The following is a 17,001-nucleotide window of genomic DNA, read 5'->3' as shown; positions in this document are numbered from 1 at the left end:
ACTCTGTATGGAAATTCCGAAAAACAGCCGTAACTGATTGAAATTAAAGTTTATTTCTTAAAATCAGCATTTTCGGAAAATCGTGCATAAGTTTTTTCGCTGCACAAGAAACCGGCCCGAAGGCCGGTTTTTTTGTGGATGCTTCACACCTTGTCGATATCCACGTCCTTGGTCTCGCGCAGGCAGAAGATGCCAACGACCAAACTGATGCCGGTGACCAGCACCGGGTACCACAATCCGTAGAAGATATCCCCGGTGTAGACCACCAAGGCGAATGACACCGTGGGCAGGAAGCCACCGAACCAGCCGTTGCCGATGTGGTAGGGCAGCGACATCGAGGTATAGCGGATGCGGGTCGGGAACAGCTCGACCATGACTGCGGCCAGAGGTCCGTAGGTCATGGTAGCGATCAGAATCATCGCCACGATCAGCACCACCACCATCACCTGATTGACCTGCGCCGGGTCGGCTTTGGCCGGATACCCGGCCTGCTCGATGGCAGCGCGCATGGCGGCTTCATCGTAACCGTCGATGGTGCGTTCACCGATGCTGACCTGAACCGCCTCGCCCGAGGTGCTGACCGAGCTATAGGGCAGGCCTTGCTTGACCAGGAAGGTCTTGACCTTGTCGCACGGGCTGTCGAAACGGGCCTTGCCGACCGGGTCGAACTGGAAAGTACAGCTAGCGGGATCGGCACTGACCACGATAGGCGCCTGACGGCTGGCGGCGTCGATCTGCGGGTTGGCGTAATGGCTGAGCGCCTTGAACATCGGGAAGTACAGCACGGTCGCCAACAGCAGGCCGATCATCAGAATCGGTTTGCGGCCTACGCGATCGGACAACCAGCCGAAGAACACGAAGAACGGCGCGCCGATGATCACGCTGATGATCAACAACGTATTGGCCTGAGCGGCATCCATCTTGAGCATCTGGGTGAGGAAGAACAGCACGTAGAACTGCGCGGTGTAGAAGGTCACGGCTTGTCCGGCGTTGATGCTGAACAGCGCGGTGAGCACCACCTTGAGATTGGGCCAGGAGGTGAACGATTCACGGATCGGCGATTTGCACAGCTTGCCCTGGGCTTTCATCCTGACGAACGCGGGCGACTCACGCATGCTCATGCGAATCCAGGTCGAGATACCCAGCAGCACGATGGACAGCAAAAACGGCAGGCGCCAGCCCCAGGTTTCGAACTCGTCGCCACTGATGTAACGGCTACCGAGCACCACCAACAGCGACAGCAGCAGGCCCAACGTGGCTGTGGACTGAATGAAGCCCGTATGGAAGCCACGTTTGCCGGGCGGTGCATGTTCTGCCACGTAGGTGGCCGCACCGCCGTATTCACCGCCCAGCGCCAGGCCTTGAAGCATGCGCAGAATCACCAGAATGATCGGCGCCGCGATGCCAATGCTGGCATAGGTGGGCAACAGGCCCACGGCGAAAGTCGACAGCCCCATCAGCACGATGGTCACCAGGAAGGTGTATTTGCGTCCGATCATGTCGCCCAGTCGGCCAAACACCAACGCCCCGAACGGCCGCACCAGAAACCCCGCAGCGAAGGCCATCAGCGCGAAGATGAACGCGGTGGTGTCGTTTACGCCAGCGAAGAACTGCTTGCTGATGACCGCCGCCAGCGCGCCGTACAGGAAGAAGTCGTACCACTCGAATACCGTGCCCAGGGAGGAGGCGAAGATGATCTTGCGTTCTTCGCTGCGGCTGGCGCCGGCGGGTGCAGCGGCTTGCTCTTGAAGGTAATCCGACATCGATGCTGTCCTCGGCCCGTGGGCCACAGTGAATAGTTGTTGTTGTTCCACTGTCGGCAGCTTCCGACTCCCCGCTGCCGGTGTTGCTCGTCACCTGGTCAAGGCGTCGGTATCGCGTGCTGCGTACTCTGGGGTCGCTTGCTGTGGCTGTGCTGAAGAATCAACTGCGCCGCCTTTTCACCGATCATCAAGGTTGGCGAACAGGTATTGCCCGAGACGATCTCGGGCATGATCGAAGCATCGGCCACGCGCAGGTCGTCGATGCCGTGAACGCGCAACTGGCTGTCGACCACATCCAGCGAGCCACTGCCCATCCGGCACGTGCCTACGGGGTGAAAGATGGTGGTACCGATACGCGCTGCGGCGTCATACAGTTGCTGTTCAGTGTTCAGTTCCGCGCCTGGCAGGTATTCACGCGGGTCGAAGATCGCCAGGGCAGGGGCTTGCACGATGCGCCGGGTCAGCCGAATGGCTTGGGCAGCGACCTTCAGATCTGCCGGATCACTGAGGTAATTGGGATCGATCACCGGTGCGCAGCCCGGGTCAACGCTGCTGATGTCTACACGACCGCGGCTGAGCGGGCGCAGGTTGCACACCGACGCGGTGAAGGCAGGGAAGGGGTGTAGCGGCTCGCCGAAACGCTCCAGCGACAACGGTTGCACGTGGTACTGCAGGTTGGCACTGGGCTGCTCCGGTGAAGAGCGAACGAACGCCCCCAGTTGGCTGGGGGCCATCGCCAGTGGGCCGCTGCGGTCGTACAGGTAACGCAAGCCCATGCCCATCTTGCCCCACAGACTGCCGGCCATCTGGTTGAGGGTGCGGGCGTTGGCGATGCGATACACCAGGCGCAATTGCAGGTGATCCTGAAGATTGCCACCGACACCCTCCAACGCGTGAATCACCGGGATGCCGAGCCGCTCCAGCAGCGCACGCGGGCCAATGCCTGAGCGCTGAAGAATCCCGGGTGAGCCAATCGCCCCCGCGCACAGGATGATCTCGCGGCGCGCGCTGAAGCGACGAGGCTGGTTCTGCCAGCGTCCGTTGACCGCCGACGCGCGGCCACCTTCCAGCTCCAGCCGATCGACTTGCACACCGGTCAGCACGGTCAGGTTGGGCCGCTGCATCACCGGGCGCAGAAACGCCTTGGCCGCATTCCAGCGTACGCCGTTGCGCTGATTGACCTGAAAGTAACCAGAGCCCTGGTTGTCTCCAGTATTGAAGTCATCGAGCTTGGCGATACCGCACTGTTCGGCAGCATCACGAAACGCTTCGAGAATCGGCCATTGGTAGCGCTGGCGTTCGACCCGCCATTCGCCTTCACCGCCGTGGTGTTCAGACGCGCCGGCGAAATGCCGCTCACTGGCCTTGAACAGCGGCAGTACATCTTTCCATGCCCAGCCCTGGTTGCCTTGCGCAGCCCAGCCATCGTAATCACTGGCCTGGCCACGCATGTAGATCATGCCGTTGATCGACGAGCAGCCCCCGAGCACGCGGCCGCGTGGATAGCCCAGCTCACGACCGCCCAAGCCTGCCTGCGCGCTGGCCTTGAAGCACCAGTCAGTGCGCGGATTGCCGATGCAGTGCAGGTAGCCCACCGGAATGTGAATCCATGGATAGTTGTCGCGCCCACCGGCTTCGAGCAGCAGTACCCGGCAGCTCGGATCGGCGGACAGACGATTGGCCAGCAGGCATCCCGCAGGCCCAGCACCGACCACGATGTAGTCGAAACCTGAATCGGCAAATGACATATGCATGATCTTGCGCCTGATTTTTTATTCTTGTCGTCTATGATCCTAGTGCTTAATTTCGCTGCGCAAGCATGCGTTTTTGCGCAATGGCTGTGCATTTTTTTACAGCGCCGTGCTGACCGCCTTACGCCAGCGCGGCGCGGCCGACCCCTCTCATCCATAGCCGGCAAGGCTCAGCCCTATGTTCGACTGGAACGATTTGCGGTTTTTCCTGGAGCTTCAGCGCAGTGGTCGCCTGCTGAGCGCTGGTCGGCGTCTCAAGACCACCCACAGCACCGTAGCGCGGCACATCGAGCGTATCGAGGCCAGCTTTGGCACGGCGCTGTTCATTCACCACGCCCAGGGTTTTGAGCTGACTCCAGCCGGGCAGGCGCTGCTCAAGCACGCTGAGGCCATGGAAAATGTCGCGCTGCTGGCGCAGGAAGAAATCACCCAGTCGATCACCCCGCTGGGCAAGATCCGCCTGGGCGTTACCGAGGGCATCGGCATTTGTTTCGTCACGCCTCGCCTGGGCGGGCTGTTCGAGTGCTATCCGGGCCTGGAGGTCGAGCTGGTGGCAGTGCCACGGTTCGTCAGCATCCTCAATCGGGAGGCAGAAATCAGCGTGCACCTCGAACGGCCGAATGCCGACCTCTTGATCACCCGCAAGCTCACCGACTATCGCCTGGCCTTGTATGCCAGCCCCGCGTACCTCGATAGGGCTGCGCCCCTGCACAGCCGCGACGACCTGATTCGGCACAGCTGGATCGGTTATGTCGACGACTTGCTGTTCAGCCAAGAACTGCTGTTGCTCAACAGCTTCTGCCGCGCGCCCAATGTCGTCTTTCGCAGCACCAGCGTGATCGCCCAGCAGGAGGCGGCGCGCGCCGGGCTGGGGATCGCGGTGCTGCCCAACTATATGGCGCAGCATGATCCGCTTCTGCGCAGGGTTCTGCCAGACGAAGCCATCCAGCGCAGCTACTGGATCTGCACCCGCCGCGAGTTGCACAAGTCGGTGCGTTTGAGGGTGGTCTGGGATTATCTGCTGGCGCTGTGCGCTGCCCAGCAGGCGGAGTTGATGGCCGATTAGCACCCTGCCCTGAAGATTATCCACAGCTATCGAGGATCACCCCCGATGCTCACAACGGGACTATGCTGCTGCCGGCAAATCAAAGCGCTTTGATCAGGGAACGATGAAGTGACAACTGACTGCAACCTGATGCTGACCTTCGGCGCAGCGCTCAGTCTGGCGGCAGCCCTTCTGCATGTGGCGGTCATCATCGGCGGCCCTTCCTGGTATCACCTGTTCGGTGCAGGCAAGCGCTTCGTGCGCGCGGCCGAGCGAGGCAGCTGGTATCCACCTTTGGTGACCAGCGCAATTGCGCTGGTGTTATGCGGATGGAGTCTGTATGCGCTGTCAGGGGCTGGGGTCATCCTGATCAGTTCAGTGGTCTGCCTGATCTACGGTGTGGTGCACCTGATCGGGTTGGCACAGACGTGGCACTCGCTGGTGTAGCGGCTATCTGCTCGTCACTGGCGTTGTTCAAGCACATAGCCGACGCCGCGCAATGTGTGGATAAGCTTGCTGTCGAAGGGATCATCGATTTTCGCCCGTAACCGGCGAATCGAAACTTCGACGACGTTGGTATCACAGTCGAAGTTCATGTCCCACACCTGCGAAATGATATGGGTTCGGCTCATCACCACACCGGTATTGCGCATCAGGTAGTGCAGCAGCGCGAACTCTTTGGTGGTCAGGTCAATGCGTTGGCCGTCCCTGAAGGCCCGATGTCGGCTCTGGTCCAGCTCAAGGCCTGCAACGCGAATGACCTCCACCGACGCGGGCTGCTCCGACCTGCGCAGCAGTGCACGCACCCGTGCCAGCAACTCGGGAAACTCAAAAGGCTTGATCAGGTAATCGTCGGCGCCATTCTCCAGTCCTCTGACTTTATCGGCCAGACGACTGCGTGCAGTGAGCATCATGATGCGCGACGTGCACCCTGAACGACGCAACTGTTCGAGCACTTCCCAGCCATCCATCTCTGGCAAGTTGACATCCAGCATGATCAGTTCGTAGTCATGTTGTTTGGCCAGAAAGAAACCATCGGCGCCCGTGTGTGCACAGTCCACAACATATCCGCACTCCGTCAATCCCTGACGGACATACTCGGCCGTTTTGACTTCATCTTCAATGACCAGAATTCGCATGCCATCTTATCTCGAGCGTGCCGTGCAATGAACGGATGGTTGACAGCAGCGTTCCGGCGCAGGGTAAATCAACAGCGCTGTCGCGGCGTTTAAATAACGTAGTGGTAACGCTTGAGTCATAGGTTTTATCGTGACGGTAGCCGTATTGCATGGGTGCTTTGGGCATAACGGTGTGGTTATTATTTAATTAAAAAAAGGCGCCCAGAGGGCGCCAAATATTCACCTTGTTACCAAAGGAGCACTCAAGTCACTCAAGGCGAATTCTTTCAACGTACAGGGCTGATTCTTTGCCTGGGGATCAGAGAATTGACAGCGGGTACTCGACGATCAGACGAACCTCATCGAGGTCCGACTCGAAGGCCGTCGCCCGGGTGGTGGCTTGACGCACGCGCAACGAAAGGTCTTTCGCAGCGCCGGACTGAACGACGTACTTGACCTCGATATCCCGTTCCCAGCGCTTCTGGTTGTCGAGTGGATCGCCATTGCCGTCGGTGCGCATATAGAACGCGTTGGCATTCGCGTAATCGGCGCCAGATCCTCTTACGTAGCGGGTCATGAAGGACAGGCCTGGAATCCCGTAGGCAGACATGTCGAGGTCGTAACGCAACATCCAGGAACGTTCTTTCGGCGAGTTGAAATCACTGTACTGGATGGAGTTGTCGACGAAGATGGAGTCCGACTGACGCAGGTAGTCGAAGTCGTCATCGCCATTGTTACGCTGGTGCGACAGGGCAACGGTGTGCGCGCCATAACGGACCCCGATTTTGGCGCTCCAGATATCGTTGTCGAACTCGCCCAGGCGTTTTTTGCCTTCATCGACCGCCTTGTAGTAATTGAGGCCGCCGATCAGGGCGAGCTCATCATTGAGCGGATAGACGAAGTGGGTACCTCCGTAATACTGATTCCAGACGTCTTTGAGCTGGCTGGCATAGAGGCTTACGGTGATGTTGTCGTTGAGTTCATAGTCGCCGCCGCCATAGCCAACCCACGGCGAATCGACCGGGCCGCCATAGAACGTGGCCAACCCATCGTTGAGGTCGCTGGAGACTGGCTGGCTCATGGCGTGCAGCCGTCCACCCTGCAACGTAAGGCCCTTGACGCTGGTGTTCTCGACCGTCACGCCGCGAAAGCTTTCCGGCAGCAACCGCGAATCGCCGGCTGCCACTACCGGGGTCGAGGGGAAGACATCGCCCACTTTCACGACCGTATCGAACAGACGTACCTTGGCCGCGCCACCGAGCTTGGTGTATTCGTCGCGGGCGTCCCCGTTGCTGTTGACGGGCAGTACATCAAAGGAGCTGCGCCCCCCGTTGCGCCCCCCGCCGGTATCCAGTTTGAGGCCGATCATGGCAAACGCATCCACGCCGACCCCCACGGTCCCCTGGGTAAACCCGGACTTGAACGTGGTGATGATCCCGTGTGCCCAGGCCTCGGAGTAGCCGTTGGTATTGCCCTTGCCACTGTTATACGTGGGTGCCGCGCTTTCCCGGTGATCTCGATTGAAATAGAAGTTGCGGTTCAATACCGTGAGGCTGCTGCCCTCGATGAACCCTTCCGGCGGTGCTTCAGCCTGTGCCGATACGGCATAACCGGCGGACACTGCAGCAATGACAGCGACAGACAGCGGTACTTGTATATTCATTCGATGCTCCCCTGATTGACCACAGCTTTTATTATGTTTTAGCGGCTCGGGGATCATTGATAGTTCTACCCCGGCGGCGCACCTGGCATAGCGCGCGAACAATACTTGCAAGTCGAAGATAACCAGAGGGTGATGCCACGATTACAATTTCGTCATCTCTCCCCCGTGCGCACAACATCGGTTTATCACCTCAAGCGAGCCTTCGGTTTGTCAACGTGTAACACCGCACGAAGTGCAAGTTTCTTGCAGAATTGTAATGTTCCGGCCACCCCGCTGATAACCAGCGTTAATTAGAGTGCCTTCACCTTGATCAGTGGGGGCTTGGCCATTGCAGGATGTTCTTTCGCCAAGCGTCGACAACGTTTGTGCACGAGGACCTCGAAAGTGCCCGGCTACTACCGCAACATCCTGTACAAGATCAGCGTCTGCGCCCGACGCCTCTGCACTCTAGCAGTGCTCACGTCGGCGCTGCAGGCCCCAGCCGCCGTTGCAGAAGGCATGAGCCTTGCTCAGGCGCTCTCGACCGCCATGGCTGCAAACCCGGAACTGGCCGCCGCCCGCCAGGAAATCGGCATTGCGCAAGGTGCTCGCAGGCAGGCCGGTCGTGTCCCGAACCCCCAGCTTTCCTACGAAATGGAAGACACCCGTCGCAGCACCAGCACCACCACAGTAACGCTCAGCCAGTCGCTGGAGCTGGGAGGCAAACGGGGTGCACGTATAGACGTCGCGTCCCACGGCCAAAGCGTTGCGCAATTGGAGCTGGAGCGGCAGGTGGCCAACCTCAGAGCAGAGGTGATCCAGGCGTTCTACGCAGCACGACGCGCACAGACAGGCGTGGAGCTGGCGAAGCAGTCGCAGGCATTGACCCAACGGGGCCTGCGCGTCGTCGAGGGTCGAGTTCACGCAGGCAAGTCGTCACCGGTCGAAGCGACCCGCGCCCAGGTCCAACTGGCCGAAGCAACCTTGCAGGTACGCCGCGCCGAAACCGAACAAGCGACCGCCTACCAGCAATTGGCTCAGGTGATCGGCAGCCCCCTCAGTGCTGTTGAGCGGCTTGACTCACCGGACCTGTCGCCCGGCCTGCCGCCTGCGGTTGAGACATTGCTGGCGAACCTCGAACACACCACAGAACTGCGTCAGGCGGTTGCCCAGATCGATGAAAGCGACGCCGCACTCGGTTTAGAGAAAGCCCAGCGCATTCCAGACCTCACCGTCAGCGTGGGTAGTCAGTACGACCGCGCGGCACGCGAGCAGGTGAGCGTCGTGGGCCTGTCGATGGCACTGCCGCTGTTCGACCGAAACCAGGGAAATATCCTTTCCGCTGCTCGTCGGGCCGATCAGGCCAGAGACCGACGTAACGCCGTGGAGCTACGCCTGCGCGCTGAAACCCAGGTCGCGGTGCAGCAGTGGAGCACCGCCATGCAGGAAGTCCAGACGTACGACAAGACCATTCTGCCTTCGGCGCAACGCGCCGTGGAAACCGCAACCCGCGGCTTCGAGATGGGCAAGTTCGGCTTCATCGAAGTGCTGGATGCGCAACGCACCCTGATTGCCGCGCGTGGCCAATACCTCGATTCGTTGGCAGCGGCAACCGCTGCACGGGCGCAAGTGGAAAGACTGTATGGCGACATCGGTTCGGCACTCGGCGCTCGCTAAAAGGGACCAGACCATTTCTTCGGCACACGGCGGCGAGCCCACCGGTACCTATGGATAAGCAGGAGTAGCAATGCAAAACAAACATACCCTCGTCCTCGCGATAGCCGCAGTGGTCGCCCTTGGCATCGGGGGATTGACCTGGACAGGCAGTTCCGCCCGGCAGGTAGCCAACACGGCCGAGCACGGCAGCAGCGACGAGCATGGCCACGAAAGCAAGGCAACTGCCCACAGCGAAGAGCAGGGGGACGATGCTCACGGCGAAGCAGATGCAGAAGAGGGCAGGTTGACGCTCAGCGCTGATCAGATCAAGGCGGCCGGTGTGTTACTGGAAACCGCTGCACCTCGTGAACTGGCCAGCGTCGTGCGCTTCCCCGGCGAGATCCGTTTTGACGAAGACCGCACTGCGCACGTCGTACCCCGGGTTTCCGGTGTGGTTGAAAGCGTTCAAGCCAACCTTGGGGAGGCCGTCAGGAAGGGCCAGGTGCTTGCAGTGATTGCCAGCCAGCAGATATCCGACCTGCGCAGTGAGCAACAAGCTGCTCAGCGACGTCTGGAGTTGGCGCGAGTAACCTTCGACCGTGAGAAACAGCTGTGGCAGGACCGAATTTCAGCCGAACAAGACTACCTGCAGGCCCGTCAGGCATTACAGGAAGCGGAGATCTCCCTGGCCAACGCCCGCCAGAAGGTCAGTGCGATCGGCACGGCGGTCAACGCGCTCGGGGGAAACCGTTACGAGCTTCGCGCACCGTTCGACGCAGTCGTCGTTGAGAAGCACCTGACGGTCGGGGAGGTGGTCAGCGAGGCAACCAATGCCTTCATTCTCTCCGACCTCAGTCAGGTCTGGGCTACCTTCGCAGTCCCTCCAAACGACTTGGGCAAGGTGGTCACCGGCCGCGCAGTCAAGGTGTCTTCGCCTGACATGAAGGCCGAGGTAGACGGCAAAGTCGGCTATGTGGGCAGCCTGCTGGGTGAGCAGAACCGTGCAGCCACAGTCCGCATCACCCTGACCAATCCCAATGGCGCATGGCGGCCAGGTTTGTTCGTCGACATCGCGGTGACCTCCGCGCGTGATGAGGTCGCTGTCGCTGTCCCTGAGACAGCCGTGCAGACCGTTGAAGACAGGCCCTCGGTATTCGTACGCAGCCCTGACGGTTTCGACACTCGTCCAGTGACACTGGGGCGCCGGGAGGGGGGATATGTGGAAGTCCTCAAGGGCCTCGAGTCCGGCGATCAGGTCGCGACGGATGGCAGCTTCACGCTCAAGTCCGAACTTGGCAAAGCGTCTGCCGAGCATAGCCACTGATGCGCCCTGACAGGATGACTTGCCATGTTTGAACGCATCATCAGATTCGCCATTGAACAACGCATCGTGGTCATGATCGCCGTCCTGATCATGGCCGGTATCGGCATCTACAGTTACCAGAAGCTGCCAATCGATGCGGTTCCCGACATTACCAACGTCCAGGTGCAGATCAACACGGCCGCCCCTGGATACTCGCCGCTGGAAACCGAGCAGCGCATCACCTTTCCAGTGGAAGCAGCCATGGCCGGGCTTTCGGGCCTCAAGCAGACACGCTCGCTGTCTCGCTCGGGTCTGTCTCAGGTCACGGTGATCTTTCAGGACGGCACTGACATCTTCTTCGCCCGGCAGTTAATCAACGAGCGACTGCAGGTCGCCAAGGCTCAGTTACCCGCAGCTATAGAACCCATCATGGGACCTGTCTCTACAGGACTGGGGGAAATCTTCCTGTGGACTGTCGAAGCGCAGGAGGGCGCGCTCAAGGAAGACGGTATGCCATACACCCCCACCGATCTGCGGGTGATTCAGGACTGGATCATTCAGCCGCAGTTGCGCAACGTGCCTGGCGTGGCTGAAATCAACACCATCGGAGGCTACGCCAAGCAGTTTCTGATTGCACCGGATCCAAAACGTCTGGCTACCTACAGGCTGACCCTGAATGATCTGATCACCGCGCTGGAGAGCAACAACGCCAACGTCGGCGCAGGCTATATCGAGCGCAGCGGCGAACAGTTGCTGATCCGCGCGCCGGGGCAGGTTGGCACGATCGAAGACATTGCCAATATCGTGATCACCAGCGTGGATGGCACACCGATCCGGATCAGTCAGGTGGCTGAAGTCGGCATCTGCAAAGAGCTGCGCAGCGGTGCCGCGACAGAGAATGGACGCGAGGTGGTGCTTGGCACGGTGTTCATGCTGATCGGTGAAAACAGTCGTGCGGTCTCGCAAGCAGTCGCCGCCAAGCTGGCTGAAATCAATCGCACGCTGCCCCAAGGCGTGGTCGCCATCACCGTTTACGACCGTACCAACCTGGTGGAGAAAGCCATTGCGACGGTCAAGAAGAATCTGATTGAAGGCGCGGTGCTGGTCATCGCCGTTCTGTTTCTGTTCCTCGGCAACATCCGTGCTGCGTTGATCACGGCAATGGTCATCCCACTGTCCATGCTGTTCACCTTCACAGGCATGTTCAACAACAAGGTCAGCGCCAACCTGATGAGCCTGGGCGCACTGGACTTCGGCATCATCGTCGATGGCGCGGTGGTGATTGTGGAAAACGCGATCCGCCGCCTGGCGCAGGCTCAACACAAGCACGGCCGCATGCTGACCAAAACCGAACGCTTTCATGAAGTCTTCGCCGCGGCCCGCGAAGCACGCCGACCGCTGATCTTCGGGCAACTGATCATCATGGTCGTGTACCTGCCGATCTTTGCCCTCACCGGTGTCGAAGGCAAGATGTTCCATCCGATGGCCTTCACCGTCGTGATGGCGCTGCTAGGCGCGATGATTCTGTCTGTTACCTTCGTGCCTGCGGCCATCGCCATGTTCGTCACGGGCAAGGTCAAGGAGGAGGAGGGCGTGGTCATGCGCACGGCGAGACGGCGCTACCAGCCGGTACTGCAGTGGGTCTTGCAGCACCGTGGCATTGCTTTCTCGGCGGCGATCACCCTGGTAGTGCTCAGCGGGATACTGGCAAGCCGCATGGGCAGCGAGTTCATCCCCAGCCTGAGTGAAGGCGACCTCGCACTGCAGGCCATCCGTGTACCGGGCACCAGCCTGTCGCAGTCCGTAGACCTGCAGCAGCGGCTGGAGAAGGCAGTGATTGAGCAAGTGCCGGAAGTCGAGCGGATGTTCGCGCGCACCGGTACGGCTGAAATCGCCTCGGACCCTATGCCTCCCAACGCCTCCGACGCCTACCTGATGCTCAAGCCGCAAGATCAATGGCCAGATCCCGGCAAGTCTCGCGAACAGTTGATTGCCGAGGTGCAAAAAGCGGCAGCCAGCATCCCAGGCAGCAACTACGAGTTGTCTCAACCCATCCAGTTGCGTTTCAACGAACTGATTTCCGGGGTGCGAAGCGACGTCGCAGTGAAGGTCTTCGGCGATGACATGAGCGTACTCAACAGCACTGCCAACAAGATCGCAGCGGCGCTCAAGGCCGTTCCAGGCGCCTCGGAAGTCAAAGTCGAGCAAACGTCCGGCCTGCCGGTGCTGACCATCGACATCAACCGCGACAAAGCCGCCCGCTATGGTCTGAACACCGCCGATGTGCAGAATGCGATCGCTATTGCCGTGGGCGGCCGTCAGGCCGGTACCTTGTATGAAGGGGATCGTCGTTTCGACATGGTGGTACGCCTGCCGGAATCGGTGCGTACCAATGTTGCCGGGATGTCCAGTCTACTGATTCCCGTACCCGCCAATACCCCCCAGGGTGCCAATCAGATCGGCTTCATCGCGCTGTCCCAGGTCGCTGAGCTGGACCTGCAACTGGGGCCGAATCAGGTCAGTCGGGAAAACGGCAAGCGTCTGGTCGTCGTCAGTGCCAACGTACGAGGCCGAGACCTTGGTTCGTTCGTTGAAGAGGCGACCAGCTCATTGGCCACCCGTGTGCAGATTCCTGCCGGTTACTGGACCGCCTGGGGAGGTCAGTTCGAACAACTGCAATCGGCAGCCAAGCGTTTGCAGATCGTCGTGCCGGTCGCCCTGCTGCTGGTCATGACGCTGCTGTTCCTGATGTTCAACAATCTGAAGGACGGCATGCTGGTGTTTACCGGCATTCCCTTCGCGCTCACTGGGGGTGTCGTCGCGTTGTGGCTACGGGACATTCCGCTGTCGATCTCCGCTGGAGTGGGATTCATCGCATTGTCCGGAGTAGCTGTACTCAACGGGCTGGTGATGATCGCCTTCATCCGCGGGCTCAGAGAGCAGGGCCGCACGCTCGGGCAAGCCGTGGATGAAGGCGCCCTCACGCGACTGCGACCCGTGCTGATGACGGCGTTGGTAGCTTCGCTGGGCTTCATTCCCATGGCCCTGGCCACCGGTACCGGAGCGGAAGTCCAGCGGCCCCTGGCGACGGTGGTGATTGGCGGAATTCTGTCTTCCACTGCACTGACCTTGCTGGTATTGCCCGCCCTGTATCAGTGGGCACATCGCAAGGATGAAGAGCGCGATCAGGCATTGAACTGAGGCAACCGAACCGAAAAAACCCGCACACGGAGTGGCGGGTTTTTTTATACAACGGCCATTGCAAGACCTTTCAACATTGTAAGTCTGGCGTCATGCCGGTGATCTTTGCGCCTTGCTACCTTGGCATCCGATGATTGATCTACAGAGGGCTTCATGAAGACGCTGATGCTGGCAAGTTCACTTATCCTGTTCTCCATGGCTTCACAGGCGACCTCGTTCTCTGACAGAACTGCGCAGGACGCGATCAGGGAACACCAACGAGTGGTGGCTGATTATGCGCAGAAGCAGGGTAAGTCGGTTCCTGAGATCGAGGATTATCGCTATGGCATGAACCTCGATATGTACAGGTTCGTGCGACTGTCCCAAGACCCACGCAACTGCACGGTCTACCCGAGGCTGATGACCTTCGAAGACACCCAAGGCACGCTGCGGACGGTACGCTACTCGATGTTCTCGCGGTGCCTCAACGATACCTGACAGGCCTGTCAAGCTACGCGCGTGAGTGAGTTCGATGCCAGGCAACGTCTGGCATTCTCAGGCGCTTTGAAGAGGTTTGATGAGGAGGGAAGCGGGGAAAGGCGCAGACGCTACAGCCAGGTATCGAGCGGTTGACGTGCAGATTGCCTGCCCGCCACCCGTTCATGAAAAGGGAATCGGCTCAAACCTGACTGTGACGGGAAAGATTCATTCGCGGTAACCGTGTCGCTGTTAATCACTTCTGGGATTGCACGTTACGCTCGTCGCGCTCTTCCTGCGTCGTTTGAGCGACCTGCTGCGGGGCTTGCGCTGCTCCGTCATCATTCCAACGTTGTGCCTGGTCATTACGGAAGTCCTCGTTGAATTGTTTTACCCGCTCATGACCACCTTCAGCCAGTGCGCCTCCTGCAAGACCAAACAGCAGGGCGCCGACAGTGATTGCGTTGACCAGTTTCATAGAGAGCCTCGGTATCCGTCAGGCCTGCCCGGTTGGCGACCTTTGTGCTGAGTAGTCTAAGAACCCGAAGCTAACGACACCGTGAGGCGAGAATTACAATTCGGTTAGTTGAATGCCAGCCGCGCACCTGCATATCGTGTTGCTCGCCCGGGCACTGACCTGTCCCGGAGCACCTGACAGCTGTGCAGTCCTCAGGCTGCGTCAGATTGCGAATGACTTAGCTCTGCCGTAGGAAAATCGAGGTGGAACCAGGTGACATGGTCATCCGTCACTTCCACACGCGCCACACCCTGATGCAAGCTCATGATCGACTGCACGATGGCCAGCCCGAGGCCCGTGCCTCCCTCGCTCCGTGCCCGGCTCTTGTCCACACGGTAGAACCGCTCGAACAAGTGCGCATGATGTTCACTGGCTATTCCACGACCGGGATTGCCAATGCTCAAGGTCGTGCCATGGCCAACGCCTTGAACCTTGACCAGAACGACGTCGCCACGCGGGCAGTAACGGATCGCGTTCGATAACAGGTTCGAGGCCGCCCGCTGAATCATGATCCGGTTGCCGCGTACCTGGTCCTGACAACCTGATATCTGTAGCTGAATCTCGCTATCGTCGGCCGTGATACTGAACAGATCACAGACGCGCTGCACTTCGTCGAGCAACGACACCGCCTCGAACTCCACCATCGAAGCTGGATGGCTGACCTGCGCAAGAAACAGCATGTCGGACACCATGCGGCTCATGCGATCCAACTCCTCGGTGCACGACTCCAGCACCTCTCGATACTCGGCAACGGACCTTTCCCGGGTCAATGTCACCTGCGCCTTGCCAATCAGGTTGGAGAGCGGGGCTCGCAATTCGTGGGCAAGGTCATCGGAAAACTGAGAGAGCTGCTGAACACCGTCGTCAAGGCGAACCAGCATGATGTTGATGCCGTCAGCGAGCGCTTTGAGTTCTGCCGGCATGCCCTTGGTGGGCAGTCGATGCTCAAGGCTTTCCGTCGAAATCTTCGAAGCGACCTTCAGGAATTTAGTGAGTGGCAGCAAACCTCTGCGCACCGTCCACCAACTGATCGCCAGGATCAGCGCCAGAACAAGCGGCGAGACCATCAGCGCCCACGTCAGCAACGCGTCGAGCAGTGCCTGGTTGGACGACTGGTCCATGGTCATGAAGACGCTGACTTTTGTGCCGTCTCCCAGGCGCATGACCCGAGTAGCCGTCAGCAGTGGTCGGCCCATGGAATCGCGCCACTCATGCTCCCGTGCCTGTGGCGTCGGCTGAAACTTGTGCACTTCCAGATTGACCCGCCTCGAGCCAATGGAGATCAACGGCGTCTGACTTTGCGGCGACTCGAAAATGCTGACGTACAGATTGTTGTGCCCCATGACCAGGTCGACAAGCTGGTGCGCATCCACGTTCACCCCGGAAATATCCCTGATGGTCGACAGGTTGTGCGCCATACCTGACATCTTCACTTCGAGATCGGTTCTGGCATTGCGCTCGAGCGCCTGACCCACGATCAGATAGCCGAAGGTAGCAAACAGCAGCAACAGCGCAGCGCTCATCAAACCCACTTTGAGTCCCAGCTTTGCCGCCAGCCCGAACGGCCTCATACACGTTCCTCAAGCACGTAACCAACACCTCGAAGGGTATGAATAAGCTTGGTTTCAAAAGGGTCATCGATCTTCGAGCGCAAGCGACGGATAGCGACGTCGATGACATTGGTATCGCAGTCGAAATTCATATCCCAGATCAGCGAGATGATTTGCGAGCGAGTCAGCGCTTCGCCGGATCGACTCATCAGCAAATGCAGAAGCGCAAACTCTTTGGTGGTGAGATCGATACGTACGCCGCCGCGAAATACCCGACGGCGTACCGAGTCCAGCTCCAGATCCGCCACGTTCAGCGTGCTCCTCTCCACCAGCGCATCACCGCGTCGCTGCAGCGAGCGAATACGAGCCAGCAACTCGGGAAACTCGAACGGTTTGACAAGGTAGTCATCTGCGCCGCCGTCCAAGCCTTTGAGCTTGTCATTGATCCGCCCACGGGCCGTCAACATGATGATGCGAACGCGGCTGGTCTTTCTGATTGCCTCCAACACCCCCCAACCATCCATACCTGGAAGATTCACATCCAGAAGAACCAGCGAATAGTCATGGGTGTGGAACAAGTGAAGTGCATCAATACCGTCATGCACGATGTCGACCACGTAACCACTTTCGGATAGGCCCTGCTGAAGGTACTCGGCAGTCTTGATTTCGTCTTCGACAACCAGAACGCGCATAACGGATTCCAAGCGGTGAGGGGGAGTTTTTCAGGGGCGGTCGGGTGCCTGGTTTGTGCACACGCGATGTACAACGGAGGATCGCAGAATGTTAGCGCGAAGACGCTCATTTCGGCGAAATCCTACAGATTTGTAATGTGGCGGAAAGATTGCTGACAGGTGTGAGATAGACATGAATGCCTTCCAGGGCTTTACGAACAGTACCCAGATCTGAGACTTCATAAAAAGAAAAAGCCCGCGAGTGCGGGCTTTGCAGAGGTCCTAGCGCTGAAAGCATCGGACCTCTATTTTGCGGAGCAATGGGTTG

The 17,001-nt window shown here is 59.2% G+C and carries 13 protein-coding genes; 6 read left to right on the top strand and 7 right to left on the bottom strand.

Translation table 11 applies throughout. The annotated features are described in order from the left end of the window. Positions 1–143: 143 nt before the first annotated feature. The gene (locus tag LK03_RS06250; protein ID WP_038411539.1) at positions 144–1,763 is read right to left on the bottom strand and encodes an MFS transporter; all 1,620 of its coding nucleotides are present in this window, start codon (positions 1,761–1,763) and stop codon (positions 144–146) included. A 98-nt stretch (positions 1,764–1,861) separates the two neighbouring features. After that, positions 1,862–3,511, bottom strand: a complete 1,650-nt coding sequence (locus LK03_RS06245) for a GMC family oxidoreductase (RefSeq protein WP_038411538.1) — start codon at positions 3,509–3,511, stop codon at positions 1,862–1,864. A gap of 181 nt (positions 3,512–3,692) precedes the next feature. Here LK03_RS06245 and LK03_RS06240 point away from each other — a divergent pair, with 181 nt between their 5' ends. Beyond that, positions 3,693–4,580, top strand: a complete 888-nt coding sequence (locus LK03_RS06240; protein WP_038411537.1) for a LysR family transcriptional regulator — start codon at positions 3,693–3,695, stop codon at positions 4,578–4,580. Positions 4,581–4,688: 108 nt separating this feature from the next. Next, complete coding sequence (locus LK03_RS06235) at positions 4,689–5,006, top strand: hypothetical protein (protein WP_038411536.1); 318 nt, start codon at positions 4,689–4,691, stop codon at positions 5,004–5,006. A 14-nt stretch (positions 5,007–5,020) separates the two neighbouring features. Here LK03_RS06235 and LK03_RS06230 read toward each other — a convergent pair whose 3' ends face one another. Together LK03_RS06230 and LK03_RS06225 are read right to left on the bottom strand one after the other, a co-directional pair. Then, positions 5,021–5,698: a heavy metal response regulator transcription factor gene (locus LK03_RS06230; protein ID WP_038411535.1), complete on the bottom strand. Its 678-nt coding sequence runs from the start codon at positions 5,696–5,698 to the stop codon at positions 5,021–5,023. Positions 5,699–5,996: 298 nt separating this feature from the next. Then, positions 5,997–7,340, bottom strand: a complete 1,344-nt coding sequence (locus tag LK03_RS06225) for an OprD family porin (protein ID WP_038411534.1) — start codon at positions 7,338–7,340, stop codon at positions 5,997–5,999. A 384-nt stretch (positions 7,341–7,724) separates the two neighbouring features. Here LK03_RS06225 and LK03_RS06220 point away from each other — a divergent pair, with 384 nt between their 5' ends. The 4 genes from LK03_RS06220 (at position 7,725) to LK03_RS06205 (ending at position 13,956) form a co-directional block, all read left to right on the top strand. Then, positions 7,725–8,996: a TolC family protein gene (locus tag LK03_RS06220; RefSeq protein WP_156109517.1), complete on the top strand. Its 1,272-nt coding sequence runs from the start codon at positions 7,725–7,727 to the stop codon at positions 8,994–8,996. Between the two features lie 70 nt (positions 8,997–9,066). Next, complete coding sequence (locus LK03_RS06215; RefSeq protein WP_038411533.1) at positions 9,067–10,299, top strand: efflux RND transporter periplasmic adaptor subunit; 1,233 nt, start codon at positions 9,067–9,069, stop codon at positions 10,297–10,299. A 24-nt stretch (positions 10,300–10,323) separates the two neighbouring features. Continuing rightward, the gene (locus LK03_RS06210; protein ID WP_038411532.1) at positions 10,324–13,479 is read left to right on the top strand and encodes a CusA/CzcA family heavy metal efflux RND transporter; all 3,156 of its coding nucleotides are present in this window, start codon (positions 10,324–10,326) and stop codon (positions 13,477–13,479) included. 153 nt (positions 13,480–13,632) lie between these two features. Then, positions 13,633–13,956 (top strand): DUF2790 domain-containing protein, encoded by a 324-nt coding sequence (locus LK03_RS06205; protein ID WP_038411531.1) that lies wholly within the window; start codon positions 13,633–13,635, stop codon positions 13,954–13,956. Between the two features lie 235 nt (positions 13,957–14,191). Here the strand turns inward: LK03_RS06205 and LK03_RS06200 are convergent, their stop codons facing one another. The 3 genes from LK03_RS06200 to LK03_RS06190 form a co-directional block, all read right to left on the bottom strand. Next, complete coding sequence (locus LK03_RS06200) at positions 14,192–14,413, bottom strand: hypothetical protein (protein ID WP_038411530.1); 222 nt, start codon at positions 14,411–14,413, stop codon at positions 14,192–14,194. Between the two features lie 191 nt (positions 14,414–14,604). Beyond that, complete coding sequence (locus LK03_RS06195) at positions 14,605–16,023, bottom strand: heavy metal sensor histidine kinase (RefSeq protein WP_038411529.1); 1,419 nt, start codon at positions 16,021–16,023, stop codon at positions 14,605–14,607. Then, positions 16,020–16,694, bottom strand: a complete 675-nt coding sequence (locus LK03_RS06190) for a heavy metal response regulator transcription factor (RefSeq protein WP_038411528.1) — start codon at positions 16,692–16,694, stop codon at positions 16,020–16,022. Before LK03_RS06190 ends, LK03_RS06195 begins: the two co-directional genes overlap by 4 nt. Positions 16,695–17,001 lie beyond the last annotated feature (307 nt).

This window comes from Pseudomonas cremoricolorata, assembly GCF_000759535.1.
GTDB lineage: Bacteria > Pseudomonadota > Gammaproteobacteria > Pseudomonadales > Pseudomonadaceae > Aquipseudomonas > Aquipseudomonas cremoricolorata_A.
This window is presented reverse-complemented; position numbering and strand designations above follow the sequence as displayed.

Excerpts from the sequence above, each read along its gene's own strand:
- LK03_RS06250 (WP_038411539.1), bottom strand. The coding sequence starts at position 1,763 with ATGTCGGATTACCTTCAAGAGCAAGCCGCTGCACCCGCCGGCGCCAGC.
- LK03_RS06245 (WP_038411538.1), bottom strand. The coding sequence starts at position 3,511 with ATGTCATTTGCCGATTCAGGTTTCGACTACATCGTGGTCGGTGCTGGG.
- LK03_RS06240 (WP_038411537.1), top strand. The coding sequence starts at position 3,693 with ATGTTCGACTGGAACGATTTGCGGTTTTTCCTGGAGCTTCAGCGCAGT.
- LK03_RS06230 (WP_038411535.1), bottom strand. The coding sequence starts at position 5,698 with ATGCGAATTCTGGTCATTGAAGATGAAGTCAAAACGGCCGAGTATGTC.
- LK03_RS06225 (WP_038411534.1), bottom strand. The coding sequence starts at position 7,340 with ATGAATATACAAGTACCGCTGTCTGTCGCTGTCATTGCTGCAGTGTCC.
- LK03_RS06215 (WP_038411533.1), top strand. The coding sequence starts at position 9,067 with ATGCAAAACAAACATACCCTCGTCCTCGCGATAGCCGCAGTGGTCGCC.
- LK03_RS06210 (WP_038411532.1), top strand. The coding sequence starts at position 10,324 with ATGTTTGAACGCATCATCAGATTCGCCATTGAACAACGCATCGTGGTC.
- LK03_RS06205 (WP_038411531.1), top strand. The coding sequence starts at position 13,633 with ATGAAGACGCTGATGCTGGCAAGTTCACTTATCCTGTTCTCCATGGCT.
- LK03_RS06200 (WP_038411530.1), bottom strand. The coding sequence starts at position 14,413 with ATGAAACTGGTCAACGCAATCACTGTCGGCGCCCTGCTGTTTGGTCTT.
- LK03_RS06195 (WP_038411529.1), bottom strand. The coding sequence starts at position 16,023 with ATGAGGCCGTTCGGGCTGGCGGCAAAGCTGGGACTCAAAGTGGGTTTG.
- LK03_RS06190 (WP_038411528.1), bottom strand. The coding sequence starts at position 16,694 with ATGCGCGTTCTGGTTGTCGAAGACGAAATCAAGACTGCCGAGTACCTT.